Here is a 24,585-nt window from a genome sequence, read left to right on the forward strand (position 1 = left end):
GGAACTACGGAAGGCTGATTCCCAGCCGTCTCTCCTCGCTCAGTCGATGACGCCCGTCTTCGTCGCGACCTCTCGAGCGGCCCGCTCGTTCATCCCGTCGCCGAGGATCGTGTAGCGGTCGCGGATCGCGTGGCAGGTCGTCAGCGCCTCGATCACGGTTTCGTCGTCGATGCCGAGTTCGGCCGCGGTCGTCGGCGCGTCGATACTCGCGAGGGCGTCCCGGATGTCCCGCCAGATGCCGCGTTCTCCACCGTGGAGGTAGGCGGTCATGATCGAGCCGACGCCGACCTGATGGCCGTGCAGGGCAGTCCCGGGCTCCAGTCGATCGAGCTGATGGGAGAAGAGGTGTTCGGCCCCGCTCGCCGGTCGCGAGGAGCCGGCGATGCTCATCGCGACGCCCGAGGAGACCAGCGCCTTGGTGACGATCCAGGCCGACTCCTCGAGTCCCGGCCGGACGAGGTCGGCGTTGTCGACGAGGATCTCGGCGGTCATCTCCGAGAGCGCGGCCGAGTACTCGGAGTACTCGACGTCCTTGAGCCGCTTCGCGAGCCGCCAGTCCATCACCGCGGTGTAGTTCGAGATGATGTCCGCACAGCCGGCCGTCGTCAGCTCCCAGGGCGCTTCGGCCAGGACCCCGGTGTCGGCGACGACCGCGAGCGGCGGTTCGGCCGCGACGCTGTGGCGCGTATCGCCGTCCGGAACCGAGCCGCGGTTGCTGACGATGCCGTCGTGGCTGGCCGCCGTCGGCACCGAGAGAAAGCCCATATCGAGGTGGTCGCTGGCCATCTTCGCGATGTCGATCGCCTTGCCGCCGCCGACGCCGACGAGGTAGGACGGATCCTCGGCCTCGGCGGTTTCGATCACTCGCTCGACCGCGTCGAACGTCGCCGACTCGATCGTGACGATCGCCGGTTCGATGCCGACGGCCTCGAAATCGGCCGCGATCGGATCGGCGGCGACGCGGCGCGGTGTCGGACTGGTCACGAACAGCGGCGTCCCCTGAAGGTGGAGTTCGTCGACGACGTCGACGACGTTCGACAGCACGTCGTGTCCGACGATCACGTTCCGCGGGAGTCGAATCCACGTCGACTTCTCGAACATACGGTAGCTGACTCACCAACGAAATATACGTGTTGTTGCTCGGCGATACGATCGGACGGTCGGACAGCAGGTCAGCAACGCCACCTTCGTCGTCGACTCGAGCTTCAGAACGTGTCCAGAATCCCGAGCACGCGCTCTTCGTTCTCCCGTCCGGGGTCGTAGTCGCTGCCGTCGCGGTCGCTCTCGAGGAAGTCCGCGACCGAGCGCGCCATCGCCTCCTCGAGCGGCGTCGACTCCCACCCGAGGTCGGCGAGCTTCGCGGTCGAGAGGACGTGAGGGTACTCCCGGTAGAGGACGTAGTCGTCGGGTTCGATCTCGCCGGCCTCGAGTTCGCGGGGCCCGGCGGTGACGACGTCGACCGTCGTGTCGAGTTCGGCAGCAATGACGTCGACCATCTCCTCGAGCGTAACCAGTCGACGATCACCGACGTTGTAGGCCTCGCCGGCGTTGCCTCGCTCGGCGACGATCCGGAGCGCGCTGGCGACGTCCTCGACGTACGCGCGGTGCCAGACGTTCGTCCCGTCGCCGGGAACCACGACGCGGTCGAAGCGGTTCACGCGGTCGATCCAGAAGTCCAGCCGCTCGGTGTAGTCGCGGGGGCCGTAGACGATGCACGGACGCACCGCCATGGCGTTGACGCCCCGCTCCGCGGCGGCGAAGACGGCCCGGTCACCCTCGGCCTTGCGCGGGCCGTAGGTTTCGCCGGAGTCGTCGACCGCCTGTTCCGTGGTATAGCTCTCGAGCGGCGTCTCTCCCTCTCGCTTGGGGATCTCCTCGTTCGCGTAGGCGGCACCGCTCGAAATGTAGACGTACGCCTCGCAGTCGTCGAAGATCCGGGTTGCCGCCTGGACGTCCTTCGGGTAGTAGGCGACGCAGTCGAAGACGGCGTCGGGGTCAGCCTCGCTCGCGGCCGCCTCGAGCGCCGAGTCGTTCGTCCGGTCGCCTTCGATCCGCCGAACCCGATCGTCGTCGGCGAAGGGGTTCTCGTGGTTCCCGCGGTTGAAGATCGTCACGTCGTAGCCGTATTCGAGTAACTCCTCGACGAGGTGGCGACCGATGAAGCGCGTGCCGCCGATGACGAGTGCGTCGTCCATGTGCCGTCGTCGTCGCTGGAACGGAAAACGGTAGCGAAGCCGACGGTTCGAGCGAGACGTCGCGGCTGGGGCGTGGCACTCGAGTCGGCGGCGTTTTGGCCGGCGGGAGACGAGATCGGGTATGGGCGGCACCTACGTCCTCGCGATCGGCGTCGATCGGGGAGATCGAGTTCGCGGCCGAAACGCACGCTTGCGTCGGCAGCGCGTTCGGGCCCGGCGGTTTCGCTCGGCTCGACCGCCGTCGGAGTGCTCCGACGAGGTCTCACTCGCGCTGCTCGCGAGACCGCCATCGCGAACTGGCTCGAGGGGAACGCGAGGTGCGTCACTGGCACGTCGACTACCTGCTCTGCCACGAGGCGACGAGCCTCGCGGCGACCGCACGGTTCCCCGACGCCGACCGGGAGTGCGAACTCGCGAGTGCGTCCCCGGGAAGGCGGTTCCCGACTTCGGGGCCTCTGACTGCGACTGTGCGGCCCACCTGCTCGAGACGCCCGGCCTCGAGACACTGCTCGAGGCGGCCGAGGGCGCCGCCGGCGTCCTCGAGACCGAGAACGAACTGGGGTGAACGGCACCGCGAATTATATCGATCGACTTCGAAGTCGCGGGTATGTCCGACTCCGGACCCGACCCCGAACTCGAAGCCGACGCGATGGATCGATTCCCCGTTCCCGATTTCGAGGACCTGCCGGAGGATCTTCGGGAACGAATCGCCGAGGAAACCGAACGCGCCGGCTTTACCCCGAACGTGTTCTCGGCGCTGTCGTACAAGCCCTCGCACTTCCGGGCGTTCTTCGAGTACCACGACGCCCTCGTCGAAGACACCGCCCTCGAGCGCGAGGAGATCGAGATGATCGTCGTCGCGGTGTCGGGCGTCAACCACTGCTACTACTGCAACGTGGCCCACGGCGCGCTCGTGCGGATTTACGCCGACGATCCGCTGCTGGCAGACCAGCTGGTCGCCAACTACCGGACGGCGGACATCAACGACGCCCACCGGACGATGCTCGATGTCGCCGTGAAACTCACCGAACGGCCGACCGAGGTCGAGGATGAGGACCTCGAGGCGCTGCGCGAGGCCGGCTTCAGCGAGGAGGCACTCTGGGACATCGCCTCCGTCACCGCGTTCTACAACCTGAGCAACCGGCTGGCGATGTTCGCCGGCATGCGGCCGAACGACGAGTTCCATACGCTAGGTCGCGACTGACGAACGCGAGAGGCTCAAACGCGCGTTTCACCCTTCTGAAAGGACTTACCCGATCGCCCGCTGGATCGACCATGGATGAGAATCGACGGACGCTTCTCGCTTCGGCGGCCGCGAGCGCCGTTGCCGGCGGGTGTCTCGATACGGTTTCGAGAGAATCCGGCAGCCCCGAAGCGGGGTCGGACGATGACAACGTCGAGTACGCTGAGTGTGTCGCGCCGTTCGTCGATTACGACGAACTTCCCGACGATCTCGCGGCCGAGGTCGACGCCGCGTTCGAAGACGGCGCGTACGAAACCGACGGCGGGCTCCCGTACGATCAGGCCGTGAACGACAGCACGCCCCTCTGGAAGGACGGCGATTCGTACGAACACGAGGTCGAGCGCGACGGCGAGAGGCACCGACTCTCGTTCGAACGACAGACGGCGTTCTCCTCGCCGCGAGACGTCTCCATTTCGAACGATACCGACGAATCGATCACGGTGACGGTGACGGTCGCAGACGGCACGGAGGGCGAACTCCTCGTCGACGAGGTTGCGCCTGTCGAGCCCGACGATCGAGAACGCCTTTCCACAGTGAAGGCGTTCGGCGACTACGACGTCGAGATCGAACTCGAGGACGGACGGCGGGAAACGAAGTCGTGGGAGGTTTCGCCGCCCAGACACGAAGTAGCGGACGGACTCTTCGTACGGATCACCGACGACGAAATCTCGATTTCGCCCGAGATAATGGTCTACGACTACGAACCCTGCTCGTCGCAGTGGACTCGCTCGCCGTGATGGGCGCAGCGCTCTGCGGGCAATAGAGTGCTCGAGAAGGGGGGCTGAAAGACGGAGTCGTCCGTCAGTCGTCGCTCGCGGCGAACCCGGCCGACTCGGCGTCGGCGGGCGTCTCGGGCGTCCCCGGCAGTTCGCTGCGAACGTCGTCGCTGCCCTGCTCGGTGATCGCTTGGTGGTACGCCTCGGGCATCACCTTCACGAACGACTCGAGCGCGCGCTCCCAGTTCTCGAGCAGTTCCCGGCCGCGCTCGGAACCCGTGTAGGCGACGTGGTTCTCGACGAGGCGACGCAGCATCTCCACGTCGGCGTCCTCGAGGTCGTCGTGGAGCGAGACCATTCCGGTGTTAGCCCGGTCGGCGAAGTCCTCGTCGGGATCGTAGACGTAGGCGACGCCGCCGGACATCCCCGCAGCGAAGTTCTTCCCCGTCTCCCCGAGCACGGCGACGACGCCGCCGGTCATGTACTCGCAGCCGTGATCGCCGACGCCCTCGACGACGGCTTTGGCGCCGGAGTTTCGGACGGCGAAGCGCTCGCCGGCGACGCCGTTGACGTAACACTGGCCGTCGGTCGCGCCGTAGAGCGCGACGTTGCCGATCGAGACGTTCTCGGTCGGATCGTAGCTCGCGGTCTCCGGGGTCCGGACCGTGATCTTGCCGCCGGAGAGCCCCTTGCCGACGTAGTCGTTGGAGCTACCATCGAGGTGGAGCGAAACGCCGCTGGCGAGGAACGCGCCGAAGCTCTGGCCGGCGGTGCCCTCGAGGTCCACGGTAATGGTATCCTCGGGCAGCCCGGGCTCGCCGTAACGATCCGTGATGCGGTTCGAGAGCATCGCGCCGACGGTCCGGTCGACGTTCGTCACGTCCGCTGCGAGCGAGACCGGCTCCTGGTCTTCGATCGCGCACGCCGCGGCGTCGATGAGGTCGCGGTCGAGGTGGTCCTCGAGTTCGTGGTCCTGCTCGCGGATCTTCCGACGAACCTCGCCGCCGGGATCGGCGAGCATCGCCGAGAGGTCGACGTTACGCGCCTTCGGGTGATCGACGTCCGTGCGCTGCTCGAGGACGTCGACGCGGCCGATCATCTCGTCGACGGTCTCGAAGCCGAGTTCGGCCATGATCTCGCGCAGCTCCTGGGCGATAAACGTCATGTAGTTGATGACGTGTTCGGGCTCGCCGGGGAAGCGCTTGCGCAGGTCCTCGCGCTGGGTGGCGACGCCGACCGGACAGGTGTTCTTGTGACACTGTCGGGCCATCACGCAGCCCGAGGTGACCAGCGAGGCGGTGCCGAAGATGTACTCCTCGGCGCCGAGCAGCGCAGCGACGGCGACGTCGCGACCGGTCTTCATGCCGCCGTCCGCGGAGACGCGGATGCGGTCGCGCAGGCCGGTCCGGCAGAGCATCTGGTTGGCTTCGGCGAGGCCGAGCTCCCACGGGAGGCCGGCGCTCTTGATCGAGGTTCGCGGCGAGGCGCCGGTGCCGCCGGAGTGGCCCGAAATGTGGACCACGTCGGCGTTGGCCTTCGCGACGCCCGCCGCGATGGTGCCGATACCCGCCTCGCTGACGAGCTTGACGTTGATGTCGGCGCTCTCGTTGGCCGTCTTCAGATCGAAGATCAGCTGTTTGAGGTCCTCGATCGAGTAGATGTCGTGCAGCGGCGGCGGCGAGATGAGCCCCACGCCGGGCGTGGACTTGCGGACGTGGGCGATCATCTCGTTGACCTTCTGGCCGGGGAGGTGACCGCCCTCGCCGGGCTTCGAGCCCTGGGCCATCTTGATCTGGAGCTCGTCGGCGTTAGAGAGGTACGTCGAGGTGACGCCGAAGCGGCCCGACGCCACCTGCTTGACGTTACACTCGCGTTCGGTGTTGAACCGTTCCGGCGGTTCGCCGCCCTCGCCCGAATTGGACTTGCCGCCGATGCGGTTCATCGCGATCGAGTTGTTCTCGTGGGCCTCCGGCGAGAGCGATCCGAGACTCATCGCGGCCGTCGAGAACCGCTCGACGATGTCCGTGACCGGCTCGACCTCTTCGATCGGAATCGACTCCCGATCAGCCTCGAACTCGAGGAGTCCGCGCAGAGTCTGGAGGTTCTGCTGCTGGTCGTTGATCTGTTCGGCGAACTCCTGGTAGCGCTCGTAGTCGTTCGCCCGAACTGACTGCTGGAGCGCGCCGACCGTGTCGGGGTTCCACTGGTGGTGGACGCCGCTCGAGCGGTGTTCGAACTCGCCGTGGCGGTCGAGTTTCGAGTCGTCCTCGCCGAAGGCGGCCGCGTGACGCTCGCGGACGTCGTCTTCGAGCTCCGCGAGGCCGATCCCCTCTGTTCGGTTCTCGGTGCCCTCGAAGTACTCCTCGACGACGTCGGAGTCGAGGCCGACCGCCTCGAAGATCTGGGCGCCCTGGTAGCTCTCGACCGTCGAAATCCCCATCTTGGCCATGATCTTCAGCAGTCCGTCTTCGACCGCGCCGACGTAGGCGTCGATGGCGACCTCGGTCTCGGCGCCGTCGGGGCCGGCGGTGATGTCCTCGATCGTCTGGTAGGCCAGGTACGGGTTGACCGCACCCGCGCCGTAGCCGACGAGCGTCGCGAAGTGGTGGACCGTGCGCGGATCGGCGGACTCGACGACGAGGCCGACGTGATTGCGCAGCCCGTTGCGAACGAGGTGGTGGTGAACGCCGCCGGTCGCGAGCAGGCTCGGTATCGCCGCGCGGTCCGCGTCGACGCCTCGGTCGGAGAGGATCAGGACGTCGTGGCCCGCTTCGATAGCCTCGACGGCGTCCTCGCGGACGCGTTCGATCGCCGCCTCGAGGGCGGCACCCGACTCGTCGCTCGTCGGCTCGTAGGTGATGTCGACCGTCGCCGCGGTGATGTCGTTGGCCGAACAGTCGCGGATCGACGCGAGTTCGGCGTCCGTGAGGATCGGCGAGTCGAGGACGAGCTGGCGGGCGTGGTCGGGCGATTCGTCGAGCAGATTGCGCTGGTAGCCGAGGCGGCTCTCCATCGAGGTGACCAGCTCCTCGCGGATGTAGTCCAGCGGCGGGTTGGTGACCTGCGCGAACAGCTGCTTGAAGTAGGAAAACAGCGGACGGTTGAACTCCGTCAGGACCGACAGCGGCGTGTCGTCGCCCATCGAGCCGACCGGGTCCTTCCCCTTCTGGGTCATCGGCTCGATCAGGTTCTCGAGTTCGTCGTGCGTGTAGCCGAAGGCGGCCTGCTGGTCGCGAAGCGCCGAAACGGCGTCTCGGGGCGAACTGTCGGTCGTGGTGACGACGTCGTCGAGGTGGACCTGCGCCTCGTCGACCCACTCGCCGTAGCGGTCGCCGGTGAGGTCGTCGAAGACCTCGTCGTCCGGGATGACGCGGCCCTCGTTCGGGTCGGCGAGGAAGAGCTGTCCGGGCTGGAGGCGGCCGCGCTCGTCGATCTCCTCGGGATCGGTTTCGAGCGCGCCGGCCTCGCTGGCCACGATCAGCCGGTTGTCCGTCGTGACGTCGTACCGGCACGGACGGAGGCCGTTGCGATCGAGGACGGCACCGACGCGTTCGCCGTCGGTCGCCGCGACGAGCGCGGGGCCGTCCCACGGCTCGACCAGCGAGGCGTGGAAGTCGTACCAGTCCTTGCGGTCCTGGTCCATCCCCTCGTCGCCGCGCCAGGCCTCGGGGACGAGCATCCGCAGCGCGTGCTCTAAGTCGCGTCCGTCCTGCATCAGCAACTCGAGCGCGTTGTCGACGCTCGCGGTGTCCGACTGATCCGGGTCGTCGATTATCGGCTTGACGGCCTCGAGATCCTCCAAGACGTCGCTCTCGAGGTCGGTCTCGCGGGCGCGCATCCAGTTGATGTTGCCCCGGATCGTGTTGAACTCGCCGTTGTGGATGATGTTGCGGTAGGGGTGGGCGAGGTGCCAGGCGCCGAGCGTGTTCGTCGAGAAGCGCTCGTGAACCATCGCGAACGTAGACTCGAGACGGGAGTCGGTCAGGTCCGGGTAGTAGGCGGCGACCTGTTCGCCCTTCAGCAGTCCCTTGTAGACGATCGTCTTCGAGTCGAGCGAGCAGATGTAAAAGCGGTCCGTCCCGTCGAGATCCCGGTCTTCGATTGCGTTCTCGATCGCGCGCCGGGCGACGTAGAGGCGTCGGTCGAACGCCTCTCCGGAGAGATCGTCTTCCGGTGCGACGGCGACCTGCCAGACGTCGGGTTCCGAATCGAGCGCGGTCTGCCCGAGATCGGTGTTGTTCGTCGGGACGTCGCGCCACTCGAGGACCTCGAGTTCGTACTTCGCGAGGACGTCCTCGACGACCGTAGTGAGCGCCTCGCGAGCCTCGTCGTCGGTCGGCAAAAAGAGCGAGCCGACCGCGTAGGGGCCCGGAAGATCGGTCTCGAGAACGTCAGCGAAGAACGCATCGGGCGTCTGGAGCATGATGCCGGCGCCGTCGCCGGTGTTCTTCTCCGCACCGGTCGTTCCGCGATGTTCGAGATTGACGAGTAGTTCGAGTCCGTCGGCGACGACGTCGTGACCTCCATCCCCATCGAGGTCCATGACGACACCGACACCGCAGTTCGACCGTTCGTCCGCGGGGTCGGCGAGTCCCCGCGAATGATCGGTGGATGACACGTGTGGCTGTGACATACCACCGGTTTGCGGGAACAATCATAAGAGGCTACCCCATAATGGCTAAGTGTATTATATACACATATAGATGTGATTAAGGTGTTTATCTAAAACTATTATTCATAGGGAGAGGATGCCGTCAGACGCTAGTTAGAAATCGAACAGTATCGGATGAGATATCAACCTCGGTAGTGAGATCCGGCCCTTACGGCGCTACTCGCTAACTCGTAATCGGTTTCCCAGGAAAGGTGTCAGAGGCACGTAGTGTTCACCCACCAGAGTGAACACCACACTGGTATATCGTTCTCTCGCGATAAGCAATCTTCGGTTAAAGAGTTAGGTACTGATTGAGACTGTCTGACGTGCGATCCGGCTGCAGTTCGCACACCGACGGCCGAGCGCAGAAAGGAAGGGAGAGTCAGTAGGACTTCGCGAAGTACGCGATTTCGTCGGCCGGCTCCCCGCAGACGCCACACTCGTCGCGGTCGGGTTCGACGACTTCGCCCGCGGTCGAGCCACCCTGCTCCTCGAGCGGCTGCATGACGATCTCGGCGGCGATCTTCTCCTTGATGGCCTCCTCGCAGGCCTGGTCGCCACACCACGGCGTCTTCACGTAGCCGCCGTGCTTGCCGATCGTGCCGAGGATGTCCTCCGGGCTGTGCGCTTCGCGAACGTTCTCCTCGAGGTTCTCCTCGGCCGTTTCGTACAGCTTGTCGAAGATCGCGTCGAGGTGTTCGTCGACGGTGTCGACGATTCCCTCGCGGTCGGCAACGGTATCCTCGTTGTCGGGACGGTGGACGAGCGTAACCTCCTCGTCGTCGACCTCGTTCGGGCCGATCTCGAGGCGCAGCGGAATCCCGTTGAGTTCGTGTTCGTTGAACTTGAAACCGGGGTTGCGCTCGTCGCGGTCGTCGAGTTCGACGCGGAAGCCGGCCGCCTCGAGTTCGCCGGCGATCTTCTCGGAGTAGTCGAGAACCTTCTCCTGCGTATCGGCCTGCCAGATGGGGACGACGACGACCTGGGTGGGCGCGATCGTCGGCGGGAGCACGAGTCCCTGGTCGTCCGAGTGGGTCATGATGAGCGCGCCGAGTGCGCGCCAGGAGAGCCCCCAGGAGGTCGTGTAGGCGGTCTGTTCCTCCTCGTCCTCGTCGGCGAAGGTGATGTCGAACGCCTCGGCGAAGCTCTGACCGAGGTGGTGGCTCGTCGCTCCCTGGACGGACTTCCCGTCGGGCATCAGCGCCTCGACGGTCGTCGTCGTATCGGCGCCGGGGAACTTGTCGTGGTCGGGCTTCTTCCCGCGGAGGACGGGAATCGCGAGGTGTTCCTCGAAGACGCGCTCGTACTGGCCCAGACGGGTCCAGACCTCCTCCCAGGCGCCCTCGTCGGTCGCGTGGGCGGTGTGTCCCTCCTGCCACATGAACTCCTTCGTGCGGAAGAACGGCTTCGTCTCCGTCGCCTCCCATCGGACGACCGAACACCACTGGTTCAGTCGCAGCGGGAGATCACGGTGGCTGCGCGTCCAGTCGGCCATGAAGGGTGCGATGATCGACTCGCTGGTCGGGCGCACGGCCAGTCGCTCCTCGAGTTCCTCGTGGCCGCCGTGGGTCACCCACGCGACCTCGGGGTCGAACCCCTCGACGATGTCCTTCTCGCGCTCGAGGTAACTCTCCGGGATGAACATCGGGAAGTAGACGTTGTCGACGTCGGTTTCCTTGAACCAGCCGTCGAGCGTGTCCTGGAGCGATTCCCACAGCGCGTAGCCGCGAGGCTTCGTGACGATGAACCCGCCCATCGGCGCGTAGTCCGCGAGATTCGCCTTCTGGACGACCTCGGCGTACCACTCGCCGGGTTTGTGCGATTTCGACTCGGTGATCCCGAGCTCTTGACTCTCGTCGCTCATGCCTCGAAAATCAGTCAGCGCGGTCTTAAACCATGCGAAGGTGTGCGAGCGCGTCGTCGCTGTCCGAGGATCGAGATTTCGGCTTCCTCCCGGTTTCGTGATCGGACGGCCGCTCCGTCGAGTCGGAGAAACTCTCAGCTGAGGGTTTCCAGTTGTCGAATCTTTATGCACACGGGTTACAACCGGTGTTCTATGAGGGCAATCGAGATAACGGAGTACGGTGACGCCGAGACGCTCGAGGTCGTCGACCGCGACGCGCCGGAACCGGACGCCGGCGAGGTCCGTCTCGAGGTCGAAGCCGCGGGCATCAACTTCGCGGACATCATGCAACGCCGGGGTCTCTACCCGGGCGGTCCGGAGGCGCCGTACGCCCCCGGCATGGAGGCCGCGGGAACGATCGACGCGACCGGCGAAGGCGTCGGCCTCGACGAGGGCGACCGCGTCGTCGGAATGCTCGACCGCGGTGGTTACGCGGAGTACGCCACCGCGAACGCCCGGATGCTCTTTCCGATCCCGGAGGGGATGGGCTTCGAGGAGGCCGCCGGCTTCCCCGTCCAGTACCTCACCGCCCACAGCTGCCTGTTCGAGTGGGCCGGACTCGAGGAGGGCGAGACCGTACTGATCCAGGCCGCCGCGGGCGGCGTCGGCACGGCTGCCGTCCAGCTGGCCTCGAACGCCGGCGCGGAGGTGTTCGGCACCGCGAGCACCGAAGAAAAGCTCGAGCTCGCCGCCGACCTCGGCTGCGATCACCCGATCAACTACACTGAGACGGATTTTCGGGACGTCGTCAATCGGGAAACCGACGGCGAGGGCGTCGACCTCGTCTTAGAGAGCGTCGGCGACGACGTCTTCGAACGGAGCCTCGACGCGATGACCCACTTCGGGCGGATGGTCACCTACGGCGTCGCGAGCGGCGTTCCCGCCAGCGCCGAGAACAGGCGGCTGCTCTTCGAGAACAAGACCGTGAAGGGATTCCACCTCGGCCGGGCCTCCTACCACGATCCGGGCAAGATCGCGAAGGCCGTCCCCGAACTCACGCAGGGGCTGACGAGCGGCGACCTCGAGGTGATAATCGGCGAGTCGTTCGCGCTCGAGGACGCGGCCGAGGCTCACCGGTACATCGAGGATCGCAAGAGCTCCGGAAAAGTGCTGTTGAAGCCGTGATCTGACCGGACGGAAGTTCGGTTACGCAGCCGGTACTGCACCGACCGCACCGGTGGCCACGACTACCAACATCCGTCGACGACGTGTGTCAATCATCGGGATGGTCGTCGCTACCCGCTAGTAGCCGAAGCGGATTGACGGTACGAGTACGATATAGTACCAACTGAAACGGGTTCCACACCGATCGCACAGCCGTCGTGGGCGGGGTCGGTGGTGTCGACCTCGAGATGACGTCGATCGGGTGTGCACCGACTGTCAGTGGCTACTATAGCAACGCGGACGACTGGAGACCGGTCGACTCGCCGCACAGCCGCGAGCGCTCAACAGTTCGACGGGAAGGAGACGTCCCACTCGAGCACGTGATCCGCGAAGTTGGCCTCGTCGAGCGGTTCGCCCCCGACGAACCGGAACTCGCCGATGACCGTGTCGCCCTCGAGGACGCCGGGGAGCCAGAGCTGGTCGTCCTCCCACATCCGGTCGTAGGGAACGTCGTCGACGGCGAACCACTCCGGGCGGGCCTCCTCGGACGCTCGCGGTTCGCCCGTGAACGCCCCGGTGCGGAACACGTGACAGAACGTGTGGGCCTCGTCGTCGAGCACGAACGAGAGTTCGCCCGCTTTCTCGAGGTCGGCCGGATCGACCTCGAGGCCGACCTCCTCGTGCGTCTCGCGGACGGCACACTCGCGGGGCGTCTCGCCGCCCTCGAGTTTTCCGCCGGGTCCGTTGTACCACCCCTCGCCGAGGCCGCGGCGTTTCTCGATCAGGAGCACCTCGTCGTCGCAGTCGCCGCTTCCGTCGCGGAGCGGAAAGCAGAGCGTCGCCTCGATCATACCCGCGCGTTCGTCCGGGGTTAAATAAACGCGTTCGATCGCCCGTCGTCATACTGTCAGACAGAAGTCAGTGAGAAGTCGGTCGCTCGAACTCGGCCGTCTCCGAAGGCGACGACCGACTATTCGCGACCGATCTTCAAATTGTTCTGTCCGACAGTATCAGTCGTCGTCCGCGGACTCGGCGTACTCGTCGGGCGCACACCCCAGCGAGCGGTGTGGACAGAACCGACAGTGCTCCCCCGGGCTGATCTCGCGGTACGACGGGTCGTCGACCGCCTCGAGCGCCTCGTGGACCGACGCCCACTCGGGTAGCTCGTCGGGATCGAAGAGGTCGACTCGAGGGCCGTCGACCGCACCGACGTAGACGTAGCCGACGGCCGAAACGGGTTCGTCGAACCGCCGACGGCAGGCGCGGGCGTACAGCGCGAGCTGGGCGGCATCCGCGGCGTCGATCCGGTCGGCGGTCGCCTTGTAGTCGAGCACGGCGATGCCGCCCCCATCGTCCTCGTCGATCGGCGGAAGCCGCCGGACCGAGTCCACGTAGCCGACGACGTCGCCGGTAACGCCGTCGACGTCTCCCAGCGTGAACGGCAACTCCGCGGCGAGCGAGTCCCAGTCGGCGACCGGCCGGTCGTAGCCCGGCGCGGTCGCCTCGAAGTAGCGATCCACGCAGGCGAGGACGGCCTCGCGGTGCTCGAGCAGCCCCTGCGCAGTGAGCTGTCGGGAGGCGGCCTCGCGCCAGGCCGCTCGCGTCTCGTACTCCCGGTGGAACGCCTCCTCGGCGACGTCGTGGAAGACGGAGCCGACGACTCGCGCGCCGGAACTGGTCTCGGTTTCCGGGTCCCGGATCGGCCGTCCGTCGGCGCCGGTGACGACGGGGTCGTCGACCGCTCGCACGACGTGATCGAGGTAGTGTTTGCGCGGACAGCTATCGTGGGTCTCCATCGCCGTGTAACTGTGGCGCATCGCGACGGGGAGCTCACCGGCGTCCGAAAGCGCCCGGACCGGGAACCGGACGGTCTCCGAGGACAGGGCGGACGGTCGTCGACCGCCGGGCACCCGAAGTCGCGGTTCGACCTCGTCGCGAGCGTGACTCGCCGCGTCCGCGGCCGGGAGGAGGTTGCCGTGCCGGAGCAGCCGGCCGAGCCGGTGGACGGTCTCGATCGCCTCGCGAGTCTCGAGCGGTTCGACCGGTCGATCGTCGTAGCCGGCGTAGTAGGTGATCGTTCCCGGCCGCTCGTCGGCGGCGAGCGCAACTTCGTCGGTTCGGTCCACGACCGTCCGCGGGTACGTCTCGCGCACCCGTTCGAAGCTCTCGGTCAGCGTCGACCAGAGATCCATCCGCTGGCCGGTTACCGACCAGTCGATCGCCGGCGCGAGGCACGCTTCCGCGGTCGAGGCCGCGAGCTCGGTCTCGTCGCCGTCGTACTCGTAGTCGGAGCCGAACACGAAGAGGTGGTTTTCCGCCCGGGTGAGCGCGACGTGGAGCACGCGCCACTCCTCGCCGACGGTTTCGGTCGCGAGATCCGCGAGCAGGGGCGACTCGACGTCGTCGTCGAGCGTCGCGGCGAGCAGCCGGTAGCGGGCGCGCCGGGCGTAGTCGCCGTCGACGCACCACTCCTCGTCAGAGAGGTAGGGGGCGAGTACGGTGTCGAACTCGAGCCCCTTCGCCTGGTGGACCGTCATCACGTCGACGCCATCCGCCGACTGCGTGCCCCGGGTTCGGTCGCTCTCGCTGCCGCGGAGCGTTCCCTCGAGCGCGTCGACGACCTCCGCCGAGAGGGTCTGTACCACGGTCTCGGGATCGTAGCGCTCGACGAACCGTTCGATCCGCTCGAGGTCGGTCCGTTCCTCGCTCGTGAGGAACCACTCGAGGCGGGTGAGCTCGCGAAACCGCGCGAGAAAGCCCGACAGCGGGTAGACGTCGCGCATCGTCTCCAGTTCCTCGAGGTGATCGCGCGACCGCTCGAGTCGGTCTCTCGCCTCGAGCGCGTCGGCGTCGACCTCGAAGACGGCGTCGTACAGCGATCCGGACCGACCCTGCAGGGTCGCCAGGTCGGCTTCCGGAAGCCGGTAGCGGTACAGGAGGACCCGCCGGAGGTGCGCGTCCGCATCCGAATCGACCAGCACGCGGAGATACGAGAGGAGCGTCCGGATGCCGGGCGAGATCTCGCCGCGCGGGGAGCCCGAAATCTCGTAGGGGATCTGCCGGTCCCGAAGCTCGTCGGCAATCGCCTGGGCGTGTCGGTTGGTGCGGACGATGACCGCGACGTCCTCCAGCGTCCGCTGCGGGACGTTCTCGCACGCTCCGTTGAGGAGTCTCGAGACCGTCGTCGCGACCTGTTCGGCCGTCGAGGGCGCTATCTCGTCGCTCTCGATCTTCACGACACGATCCGGCGGCTCGTCCTCGTCGTACGCGCCCGGCGTGCGGCCGTCCTCCCGGAGCGTCTTCGCGGACTGCGGCCCGTAGTCGCAGCGGTTGGTCAGATCGAGGATCTCCTGACGGGATCGAAAGTTGAGCTCGAGTTCGATCGCCTCGTGGTCGTCGTAGGCGTCGGCGAGCCGGTCGAGTCCCTCCCGATCGGTGCCGCGCCAGCCGTATATCGCCTGGTCCTTGTCGCCGATCGCGAGCAGCTCCGGCCGGTCGGGACCGGCCGTCAGCTCGGTGATGAGTCCGAACTGCGTCTCGTCGGTGTCCTGGAACTCGTCGCAGTAGACCTGTTCCCACTGACCCGTGATCTCGCTCGCGACGGCGTCGTCCTCGAGCAGTCTCGTCGCCGTTCGCACCAGTTCGTCGAAGTCGAAGACCCGCTCCTGCTCGAGGCGGGCGTGGTAATCCGCGTACACCTCGGTGTAGTGGCGAGCGAGCCGGAGGAACTCGACGTAGTGTTTCAGGCGACCGAACGGCGTCTGTTCGATGCGACCGGTCGCCGCCCCCCAGATCTGGTTGCCGAACAGCGCTCGCGGAAGGTGTTTCGTGGTCGGCTCCTCGAGCGAGAGCGCATCGATCGTGTTCGTCACGCAGGTCTGGAGGACCCGCAGGTAGCGGTCGACGTCCCGGACCACGTCGTCCTCGCGGAACGGCGCCGGGGCCTCGGCGATCTTCTCCCGACAGTAAGTGAGGAGCGTGCCGTACTCGACCAGGGCCTCGCGGGCGGCGTCGGCGTGCTCGTCGCGGTTGAAGAAGCGCAGCGCCTCGTTGTCGAAGGAGAGTTCCTCCTCGGCGGTTCGCTCGAGCCAGAGGACGAACTCGTTGCACAGCTCGAGGGTGCGAACGTCGGGCAACTGGTCGCGGAGCTCCGCCGGCATGACGTCCTCCTGGCTTATCGCCTGGATGAACCGGTCGACGGCGTCGGCGAGTTCGGTCGGCGAGCCGTCGCCCGCCGACGAGGACGCGAACTCGTACTCGCGCTCGGCGAGGAGTCGGCCGACGATCCGGCGGCGTTTCCGTTCGGTGACGACCTCGAACTCGGGCGAGTAGCCGAGGTAGTAGGCGTACTCGCCGACGAGGCGATAACAGAGGGAGTGGTAGGTGGAGACGTCGATGGCCGCCGCGGCCTCGGGGTCGAGTCGCTCGGCGACCGCCTCCCGGATGCTGGCCGCGGCCTCGTTGGCGAACGTCACCACCAGCACGTCGTCGGGGTCGACGGCGTCGCGCTCGATAGCGCGCTCGAGTCGCATGAGCATCGTCGTCGTCTTCCCGGTCCCGGCCCCCGCGTCGACGGACGTACAGGCCCGCCGGCTGTCGATCACCGCGCGCTGGTTGCCCCGCGGCTCGAGTTCCTCGGGGCCGCCGTCGTGCACGTCGGACGCGTCGGGATCAGCCATCGAAGCGCACCTCCGTCGCCAGGTAGTCCTGACAGCAGACGGTGTAGCCGCAGTCCGGACAGGCGTGGCGCTCGATCTGTTCCCACTGCGCGCTCGGATCGAACGATCCGGCGACGACGGCGCCGGCGACGTCGTCGAGCCGGGAGTCGACCGTCTCGTTTCGGTGCTCGTGTGTCATTCCGTAGGTGTGATGGTCGAGGTAGACGTCGGTGAGATCGATCGGCTTGAGCGTCGTCTCGACGGTGTTCCGTACCCAGTTGACCGCGGTCCCCGTTCGATCGGCGAGCGGAATCTGGACGTACCGGCAGGTTCGATCCCCGAGTTCGAGGTCGTCGCGCAGGTTCCGGAGCCCGTCGAGGACGACGGCCGTCTCGAAGAGCGCGCCGACGGCCTGCGGTTCGAACGACTCCGCGTCGGGATCGAAGTGGTCGACGAACAGGCCGGCGACGTCTCCCTCCCACTCCGACCGGTAGCGCAGGAGTCCGAGCGGCGCGAGCGTCGGCACGAACCGGACGCCGACGAGCGCGGCGCCGTCGCCGTAGACGTAGTCGACGGACGCGTCAATTCGAACGTGCCCCGGGTCCGTCTCTTCCTCGGTCTCGGCCGCCGCGGGGAGCGAGCGCGTGCTCGCGAGCGGCAGCTTCGGCCCGACGAACTCGCCGTCGGGAGCCGTCTCCTCGAGTCGGGAGATTCCCGCCGCGTGGTCGTCGCCGAACCGTTCGAGGTAGGCCTCGAGCGTCGCCTCGAGAATCGCCAGTTCGTGGCGACGCTGCGCCCGCGAGTGGAACCGCTCGTCGTGTCCGCGCCACAGCTCCGAGAGCCGACTCGAGGCCGCGGCCTCGAGTCGTTCGGGATCGGTCTTCCCGCGCCGTAGCGCGTCGCAGACGGCCGTCCGCAGAAGGGCGACGCGGTCTCGTGTCGGCCGTTCGTCGTCGTCGCGCTCGAGGTCGTGGACGCGGGCGAACTCGTACCGCCGCGGGCAGTGGAGGTAGGTCTCGAGACCGTCCGCCGTGAGCGTCGGGAAGGCGTCAGTCATCGCGGAGCACCTCCCCGGCGGCGAACTCGAACTGCGAACGGACCGCTTCGGCGAGTTCCGGATCGATATCGCCCTCCTCGAGGACGACCGCGATCTCCTGGAACAGCTCCTCGGTCTCGGCGAGGTCGGCCGTTCCGCCGGTGCTCGCCTCGCGAAGAACGCGCTCGAGTTCGCCGCGCGGTTCCTCGAGCAGCGCCTCGATCGCGCCGGCTTCACCGTGGATCGTCGCGGTCGTGTCGGCGTCGACATCTTCGAGCGTGAGCCCCGGCACGGACTCGATCAGTTTCAGGTACCGCGACTCCTCGTAGGTGCGCCGGAGTCCGCCGGAGCCGCGCTCGTAGGAACAACAGTACAGGACCTCCTCGGCCGCACGCGAGGCGAGGGCGAGCCGTCGTCGCGCGCGCTGGGCGTGATACGTTTCGAAGGGGTCGGCGACGTCGATTGCGTCGGTGACCGGCGCGAACGTCGACGCGGTCGTCGCGGCCGACGGATCGGTGACGGCGGGGTAGTTCGGCATCTCCCGGAGCCACGCCTGCGGGAAGAGCTGCGTGAGGAACTGCTCGCCCGGGTACTGCTCGTCGATCAGATCGAGCAGGAAGACGGCCGTCCGCGAGTCGTACTTCAGGTCGTCGGCCGCACAGACCGTGACGCCGCCGGTCGGCGGCCGGGTCTCGACGGCGTGAACGTACGGCGCGTCGTACTGGATCGTCCGTCGAAGCATCCGCCGCAGTCCCTCCCAGTCGGGGGCGACCAGGTCCGTTCCCTCGACGAAGCGGGCGATCTCGAGCACGCGGCGGACGCTCTCGAACTGCTCCCTGGCGTCGATCCACGTCTCGTCGCGAGCGATCCGCCCCTTCAGATCCGTTCGTCGAATCCACCGCTCGAGCGAGCGCTCGACGCTCGCGTCGGTACACGCCTCGAGCAGCGACGGTGAGAACTCGGGAACGCGGGCGCGAAGGCGATCGAGCGAGTCGTCTGCCGTATCCTCGAGCCCGCCCGCGTCGCCGCGCGCCCGGCGACTCTGGAGAGTGACGAACGCGTAGAGTTCGTTGACGACGGGATCCTCCGCGAGCGAGGAGGTTCCGATCGTCGCCGTCGGAATCCCGACCTCGCGGAGTCGGCGTCTGGTCTCCGGAACCCGTTCGATCCGCGGGACCGCGACGGCGATCTCGTCGTACGACCAGTCGTGGCGGTCGGTGAGCGACTGGATCTCCGCGGCGACGGTTCGGACCTGCTCGCGCGCGGTTCGGGTGCGGATGCGGCGGGCCTGCCCCGTCTCGGAACCGGGCGACCCGTCGCTCGCGTTCGTCGACGGCGACTCGCCCGTCGCGAGGAACCGTGTAATTGCGCCGTGTGCCGGCCGGGTCGCTGCGTCGGCTCCGTCGACCCGTGACGGATCGGGCTCGAAGCGTTCGACCTCGAGCCCCGCGTTCGATGCGATCGCCTCTATCGAGCCGGGTTCGACGCGGGTTCGTTCGACGCTGGCGTGGCGTTCGCCCAGACACACCAGGTCGGCGTCCCGAGTGAGCGCGGCGAGGTAGCGCCGGTCGAGCCGTCGGTACTCCTCGAACTCGACGGCGAGGACGGCGTCGAACGAGTCCGTGACGCGGCGTCGAACGCCGTCGACGTCGTCTTCGAGCAGCGAGACCGAACCGGGAATCACGTCCGCCCGTTCGACGAACCCTCGCTCCTCGAGGGCCTCGTGGAATCGGTCGTTCATCGCGCACAGGAAAGCGAGACAGTCGTGTGGATCCTCGAGATCGTCGAAGCGGAGCTGCTGGCGGGTCGCCGCGAGCAACAGCTGCCCGACGTCTCGGGCGAAGCTCTCGTGACGGGCGGCGCGCTCGAGGTAGTCGGGAACGTCGCGGCTCGCACCGTCGATCACCAGCGAGATGAGCTCGATCCGTTCCTCGTACTCGAGGCGGTCGAGCGTCGGGTCGTACGCCTCGACGGTCTTCGAGGCGTGTTCCGGGAGCGACTCGACGCGGGGCGATCGGGCCACGCCGGCGGGCGTCTCGACGTCCGCGAGCGTCTCCGCGAGCGCGTCGAGCCCCGCGGGGTGGCGTTTCAGCACCAGCACGTTTCGGGGACCGTGCGTCGAGACGAGTCGTCCGTACACTTCGGTGACGGCCGCCAGCAGATCGTGCTGGGGTTCCGGGAGGAGTTTGCAGGTGCCCTCGAGCGAGGGCGGAGTTGTACCAGTCAACGTCACCGACTATACCGGAGTTTGTATTTAAATGTACGCAGTAATGTTACGCGCGTGATGCCGAAGGAGAGCGGGGTCTCGACGTCGGCGTCGGTTCGCCTCCACTATATCGGGCGTCGATCGGCTTCGCGAAGCGTCAGGTAGCCCACGTAGAGCAGCGCCGCGACGACGAGCGAGACGGCGAAGACCGACACGCCGGCGTACCCCTCGAGCGCGATGTCGGGCCGCTCCCAGAGGTACGTGCCGCCTTCGACCGCGAGAACGAACAGCGCGCCGTATCCCGCTGCGAGGGCGATCGCTCGCGAAATCGTCACGACGGTCAGCGTTCTCCGCTGGAGCAACTCGACGACGAACAGGAGTGCGATCGCGAGCCCGTAAAACGGGACCGGCAACGCTTGCCCGAGTTCGCGCGGTCCCTGGATCGCGAGCACCCCGTAGTACGCCAACGCGAGCAACACCGCGCCGACGAGGGTGAGCGTGATCCCGTACCCGCTCGCGTCGGCCGGCGTCGGAGCAGTCAGTCCACCGTCCCGGCTCTCACCAGCGGCGCCCGTCGACGGCGAATCAGGGTCGTCGTTCGACGTACTGGCTATTTTACGACGAACGATCATAGGTAGTGGGCACGAGACGCGCGAGTGGTCCACTATCCGTGCGGCTATCGGCGGTGGATCAGGCGCCATCTGCGCGGTTCCGACCAATTGCACCGGTTGGCTAATTCTTATACCTCGTAGCGAATATCGTATAGTATGGAGGACATTTTCGTTGCCCGAGTGATGTCGACGGACCTGGAGACCGTCACGCCGGAGACGCTCGTCGAAGATGCGGGACAGGTGATGCTCGAACGCGAGATCGGATCGGTCATCGTCGTCGGCGAGGACAATCAACTCGAGGGGATTCTGACGACGACGGACTTCGTCAACATCGTCGCCGAGAGCCATCCGAAGGCCGAGACGTCGGTGTCGCGATACATGAGCACGGACGTCGTGACGGCGTCCGCACAGGACACCATCCGCGACGCGGCGGATCTCATGATCGAACGCGGCTTCCACCACCTGCCCGTCGTCGACGAGGACGAGGGCGTTATCGGCATGATCACGACGACTGACCTGGCATCCTATCTCTCGCGCGTGAAATCGCCGAGCCCGGAGTCGTAGACGTAGATCCCGCCGGAAACGGGGATCGCCCCACCGAGTTGTAACAACAGGAGCACCCCGAGAACCATCGGAAGCACCGAGATCAGAATCGCAACCGTGACCGAGGGTCCAGCGATCGCCGCCATCTGCGTCGGAACGATGAAACCGCTCATTCCGACCGCCGTTCCGATGAGCAACGCGACCGCCGCAACGGGCCCGATCTCTTCGTTAATCAGCTTGAAATCTTCTGCAGCCATGTTGTGTTATACGCCACCATGACTCCATCATTCATTAATATTCACCATATATCGGTATTATCTGTCGTTAACTCGACACTATCCGCAGCTGACCGTTTCGAGTCACTTCCTAACGACATCTGGCGACGGCTGCTAAAACAATCACGCTAATAGATATGATCTCGAAAGTGTATTCGGAGACGAATCCAAACGGGCTCTATCAAACCTGTGCGGCCGCATCAGACATCTACCGGTACGAGTTGAACATTCATCGAAGGAAACAAGTTGGCTCGGCGGAGTGGAGAAGATATCATGAAGGGCGAACGTCGATCGGTTATCGTGGGTCTCGGGACGACACTGCTCACGGCTCTCACCGGCTATCTCAGTATCGACGAGGGTGACTCGAGTGAGGATGGGGCCGAATCGTCTGCGGACGGCGAGACGACATCTCCCGACCCGATCATCGTCGGTCGAACGGCGCCCGAGCCGTCGCTCGTCTGGGTCGACGACGAACCCGTCGCCGACGGGCGACACGAGTTCTCCGCCGAGATCTACAACGCCGGTGCGCCGGGTATCGTCGGCGTAACGCTGCTCTGGCTAGATGAACCGGAAGCGGAGTCGAACGGCAAGCCCGCGACGCGCCGGGAGCGATTCTTCGAAGCGAACGAACGCGGAGAGCTATCCGTCACGGCCTCCGCCCCCGAGGAGTACGGCGCGTACGATCTTCGACTCTGGGTGGCAGAACTCGTCGTCGAGATCGAGAACGACGGTGCCGGCGGCCGTATCGAGGTCACCGTGCTCGAGGACGAGCGAACCGTCGACGAAGCCGAAGTGGCGATCGACGCCGGGGAGACCGTCTCGCTCTCCTTCACCGGAGACTACACCGAAGCCGACCCCGCTACCCTCGACCTCGAGGCGCGTCCCGTATCGTAACCGCTGCAGCGATTCGCTCACGAGGCTGAGCAGCCGCAAACGGTCGAGACGCTGCTCGAGAGGGCCGCAGCGTCGTGTTCTCGGCAGTTTATATAAATCCCACCGGGTATTGAAAACACTGACAACAATAGGAACATGTATGTTGCCGCTGTCGACTGGTCTTTTCAGGGAGAGATCGACGACGGGACGGTTCGACCCTCGCCGTCGTCCGTTCCCAGAACCCGATATGAAACGACGAACCTTCATTACGGCAAGTGGTGCATCGCTCGGAGCCCTCACGCTCGGCTCCGCGACGGCCGCGGCTGCTTCGACCGGCAGATTCCTCGTCGACCGCTCGAGCCTTCGGAACGAGGACGACGTCGAGATCGTTCACGAGCTATCGCCCGTCGACCTGCTCGTCGTCCGGGCATCGGAGTCGACGCTCGAGGGTGCGGGAGCGGCGTACGCGCCCGATATTCGAATCCGACCCGACGGCTACAGTCCGACCCGCCGGAGCCGTGTCGAGTACCCCGAGGAGGGAGCAGAACTGTTCGACTACCAGTGGGACAAACAGGACCAGGGCGTTCCGGACGCCCACGATATCACTCGCGGCGAAGGCACTCGCGTCGCGATTATCGATTCGGGAATCGCGGCGGGCCACCCCGACCTGGAGGGACAGGTCAACCTCGACCTCTCGAAGAGCTTCGCCGACGACGGGTACGGCGTCGGCGCGCCCTACAGCGGTACGCACGGGACCCACGTCGCGGGGATCGTCGGCGCGAGCGACGCGACCGATTCGGGCGTCGTCGGCTCCGCACCCGGCACGGAACTCGTCGACCTGCGCGTCTTCGGGGCCTCGCCCTCGAGCGTGGATCGCGGAGAGGTCCCGCCGACGTACTGGGGCGACACCTACATGGGAACGGTGCTGGCGGCGCTCGTGTACGCCGCCGAGATAGGCTGTGACGCCGCCAATCTCAGCCTCGGCTGGACGTGGACGATGCGATCCGAGGGCTGGGGCAAGTTCTGGGGGAAGGCCCACCAGCGCATCGGACGGTACGCGAGCCGTCAGGGCACGCTCCACACTCACGCCTCCGGAAACTGGGGAGAGAGCCTCCAGTTCAACCGGGACGAAAAAGACTCCTCGGAAACCGCCGGCGGAATCACGACGAGTTCCACGGGTCCCGTCGGGTTCGATCCCGAGACCGGCGAGTACGACGAGCCGCCGAACTCCCCGTCGGCGTACACGACCCACGGCGTCGGTGCGATCGATCTCGCGGCTCCCGGCGGGAAGGGCGGCGAATTCAGGTACGACAACGTCGTGAACGCGATCGCCATCCCGAATTTCGGCGAAGACGGCGAGTATCAGGGTGCCGAGTACGGCTACGGCTGGCTGGCGGGCACTTCGATGGCAGCCCCGCAGGTCGCGGGCGCCGCCGCGCTCGTCAAGAGTGCCAACCAGCGGTACAACGCGAATCGGGTGAAAAACGCCCTGCAGCGGACCGCATCGGTCCCCGACGAGTACGAACGCAAGTACTACGGCCGCGGCTATCTCGACACCCTGGCCGCGGTGCAGGACTAGAGTAACAACTGAAGCGATCTACACACCGATCGTACTGTCCGCGGTTCTCGCTTGCTTCGCTCGCTCCGAACCGCGCCCCTGTCGTGCGATCGGATTCGCACTGACTTTCAGTGGCCACTATGGAAAATTTGGATAGCGAGGAAGACACCGAGTATCTCACAACCTCGTTACCGATTCCGACAGCCTGGAGTGTGAGTGCGGATTCGCGGCGGATGCGGCCGATGAGCCGTCACAGGCTTCTCAGGCGATGCAAAACGGCAATCGTAGCCGGACTGATCGGCATCTCGAGCAGGTCAATAACTACCCACCTCTCGATAAGCGGTGCGTGTTGACCGCCGCTGCGATACTGCTACTGAACCGCTCTGTGTGAGTGGTCGGATCGCCCTTCCAGAATCTACTACCGGGGTATCAACTTCTACTACGGGTCGTCGCCCTCATTGACGGCGGCGGTGACCACTGAGAGACACACCAGGCGAAGAGAGTCGTTGCAGACGTTTTCTAACTCCCGTCCGTCGTTGCCCGATTACGGTCGCGGTTTGCGTTGGAAGCGAACGTCTCCACCCACTCGAGATCGCCACACCGAAGACAGCAGTATCTTCCTTCATCTTTCCAGACGGCCATACAGCACGATCGACAGTACCGGGTCATTAAATCATCCAACAGTCTCGCCGGTATCTGTCTTCTGGCTCCGTCTCGAATCCTCGTGACCGGTTGTCAGCCCCGGTCGACGGAAGCGGCGTACGCTATTCTCGATAGTGACCGCTCACGATCGAACTCACGGTGTTCGCCGTCCCGCTCGGCGCGGCGCCCATCCCCTAAAAACGAACGAGAGTCGTGATCTATCTCTCCGTTTTCCTCCATCCGACTCCGAAAGCGGGTCCAAGAGCCAAGTCGATGGCAATCCCCATCACGACGCCGGTTGCAATTCCAAATTAGTAGTCATTCGTTATATTAGGCGATGAGTATTTCACCCACACGTAACGGACGTTTCA

The 24,585-nt window shown here is 66.0% G+C and carries 16 protein-coding genes and 1 pseudogene; 7 read left to right on the forward strand and 10 right to left on the reverse strand.

The features are described from left to right. Positions 1 to 39: 39 nt before the first annotated feature. Together NED97_RS16385 and NED97_RS16390 are read right to left on the reverse strand one after the other, a co-directional pair. The gene (locus tag NED97_RS16385; RefSeq protein WP_252488090.1) at positions 40 to 1,101 is read right to left on the reverse strand and encodes an NAD(P)-dependent glycerol-1-phosphate dehydrogenase; all 1,062 of its coding nucleotides are present in this window, start codon (positions 1,099 to 1,101) and stop codon (positions 40 to 42) included. Between the two features lie 104 nt (positions 1,102 to 1,205). Continuing rightward, positions 1,206 to 2,195 (reverse strand): NAD-dependent epimerase/dehydratase family protein, encoded by a 990-nt coding sequence (locus tag NED97_RS16390; RefSeq protein WP_252488091.1) that lies wholly within the window; start codon positions 2,193 to 2,195, stop codon positions 1,206 to 1,208. Positions 2,196 to 2,316: 121 nt separating this feature from the next. Between NED97_RS16390 and NED97_RS16395 the strand changes: the two are divergent. From NED97_RS16395 to NED97_RS16405, 3 genes and pseudogenes are all read left to right on the forward strand, one after another. Then, positions 2,317 to 2,760, forward strand: a pseudogene (locus NED97_RS16395) (GIY-YIG nuclease family protein). Positions 2,761 to 2,802: 42 nt separating this feature from the next. Further along, a complete protein-coding gene (locus NED97_RS16400) occupies positions 2,803 to 3,399 on the forward strand; it encodes a peroxidase-related enzyme (protein ID WP_252488092.1) in 597 nt (198 codons plus the stop codon). Positions 3,400 to 3,470: 71 nt separating this feature from the next. Next, positions 3,471 to 4,175 carry a hypothetical protein gene (locus NED97_RS16405; protein ID WP_252488093.1) on the forward strand — a complete coding sequence of 235 codons (705 nt, stop codon included), beginning with the start codon at positions 3,471 to 3,473 and terminating at the stop codon, positions 4,173 to 4,175. 64 nt (positions 4,176 to 4,239) lie between these two features. Here the strand turns inward: NED97_RS16405 and gltB are convergent, their stop codons facing one another. After that, positions 4,240 to 8,787: a glutamate synthase large subunit gene (gltB, locus tag NED97_RS16410; RefSeq protein ID WP_252488094.1), complete on the reverse strand. Its 4,548-nt coding sequence runs from the start codon at positions 8,785 to 8,787 to the stop codon at positions 4,240 to 4,242. Between the two features lie 400 nt (positions 8,788 to 9,187). Then, entirely contained in the window at positions 9,188 to 10,669 is a 1,482-nt protein-coding gene (proS, locus tag NED97_RS16415) for a proline--tRNA ligase (protein ID WP_252488095.1), read from the reverse strand. Positions 10,670 to 10,861: 192 nt separating this feature from the next. Between proS and NED97_RS16420 the strand changes: the two genes are divergently transcribed. Further along, positions 10,862 to 11,833: a quinone oxidoreductase family protein gene (locus tag NED97_RS16420; RefSeq protein WP_252488096.1), complete on the forward strand. Its 972-nt coding sequence runs from the start codon at positions 10,862 to 10,864 to the stop codon at positions 11,831 to 11,833. 320 nt (positions 11,834 to 12,153) lie between these two features. On the opposite strand, the gene NED97_RS16425 is transcribed toward NED97_RS16420, so the two are convergent. The 5 genes from NED97_RS16425 to NED97_RS16445 form a co-directional block, all read right to left on the reverse strand. After that, the gene (locus NED97_RS16425) at positions 12,154 to 12,663 is read right to left on the reverse strand and encodes an 8-oxo-dGTP diphosphatase (RefSeq protein WP_252488097.1); all 510 of its coding nucleotides are present in this window, start codon (positions 12,661 to 12,663) and stop codon (positions 12,154 to 12,156) included. Positions 12,664 to 12,822: 159 nt separating this feature from the next. Continuing rightward, positions 12,823 to 16,491, reverse strand: coding sequence for a UvrD-helicase domain-containing protein (locus NED97_RS16430; protein ID WP_252488098.1), 3,669 nt, complete (start codon positions 16,489 to 16,491; stop codon positions 12,823 to 12,825). Beyond that, on the reverse strand, positions 16,484 to 17,527 hold the full coding sequence (locus NED97_RS16435) for a PD-(D/E)XK nuclease family protein (protein ID WP_252488099.1): 1,044 nt from the start codon (positions 17,525 to 17,527) through the stop codon (positions 16,484 to 16,486). The genes NED97_RS16430 and NED97_RS16435 overlap by 8 nt, the downstream gene beginning before the upstream one ends. Further along, positions 17,520 to 19,739 (reverse strand): DEAD/DEAH box helicase, encoded by a 2,220-nt coding sequence (locus NED97_RS16440; protein ID WP_382207242.1) that lies wholly within the window; start codon positions 19,737 to 19,739, stop codon positions 17,520 to 17,522. Before NED97_RS16440 ends, NED97_RS16435 begins: the two co-directional genes overlap by 8 nt. A 98-nt stretch (positions 19,740 to 19,837) precedes the next feature. Further along, a complete protein-coding gene (locus tag NED97_RS16445) occupies positions 19,838 to 20,344 on the reverse strand; it encodes a hypothetical protein (protein ID WP_252488101.1) in 507 nt (168 codons plus the stop codon). Between the two features lie 135 nt (positions 20,345 to 20,479). Between NED97_RS16445 and NED97_RS16450 the strand changes: the two genes are divergently transcribed. Continuing rightward, the gene (locus NED97_RS16450; RefSeq protein ID WP_252488102.1) at positions 20,480 to 20,887 is read left to right on the forward strand and encodes a CBS domain-containing protein; all 408 of its coding nucleotides are present in this window, start codon (positions 20,480 to 20,482) and stop codon (positions 20,885 to 20,887) included. Here the strand turns inward: NED97_RS16450 and NED97_RS16455 are convergent. Continuing rightward, on the reverse strand, positions 20,848 to 21,123 hold the full coding sequence (locus NED97_RS16455; protein WP_252488103.1) for an amino acid permease: 276 nt from the start codon (positions 21,121 to 21,123) through the stop codon (positions 20,848 to 20,850). The two genes, NED97_RS16450 and NED97_RS16455, sit on opposite strands and share 40 nt — an antisense overlap. 291 nt (positions 21,124 to 21,414) lie before the next feature. Between NED97_RS16455 and NED97_RS16460 the strand changes: the two genes are divergently transcribed. Beyond that, positions 21,415 to 22,035, forward strand: a complete 621-nt coding sequence (locus NED97_RS16460; RefSeq protein WP_252488104.1) for a hypothetical protein — start codon at positions 21,415 to 21,417, stop codon at positions 22,033 to 22,035. Positions 22,036 to 22,261: 226 nt separating this feature from the next. Next, a complete protein-coding gene (locus NED97_RS16465; protein WP_252488105.1) occupies positions 22,262 to 23,593 on the forward strand; it encodes a S8 family peptidase in 1,332 nt (443 codons plus the stop codon). The last annotated feature ends 992 nt before the right edge of the window (positions 23,594 to 24,585 follow it).

The sequence above is a fragment of the Natronococcus sp. CG52 genome, from assembly GCF_023913515.1.
Lineage (GTDB): Archaea > Halobacteriota > Halobacteria > Halobacteriales > Natrialbaceae > Natronococcus > Natronococcus zhouii.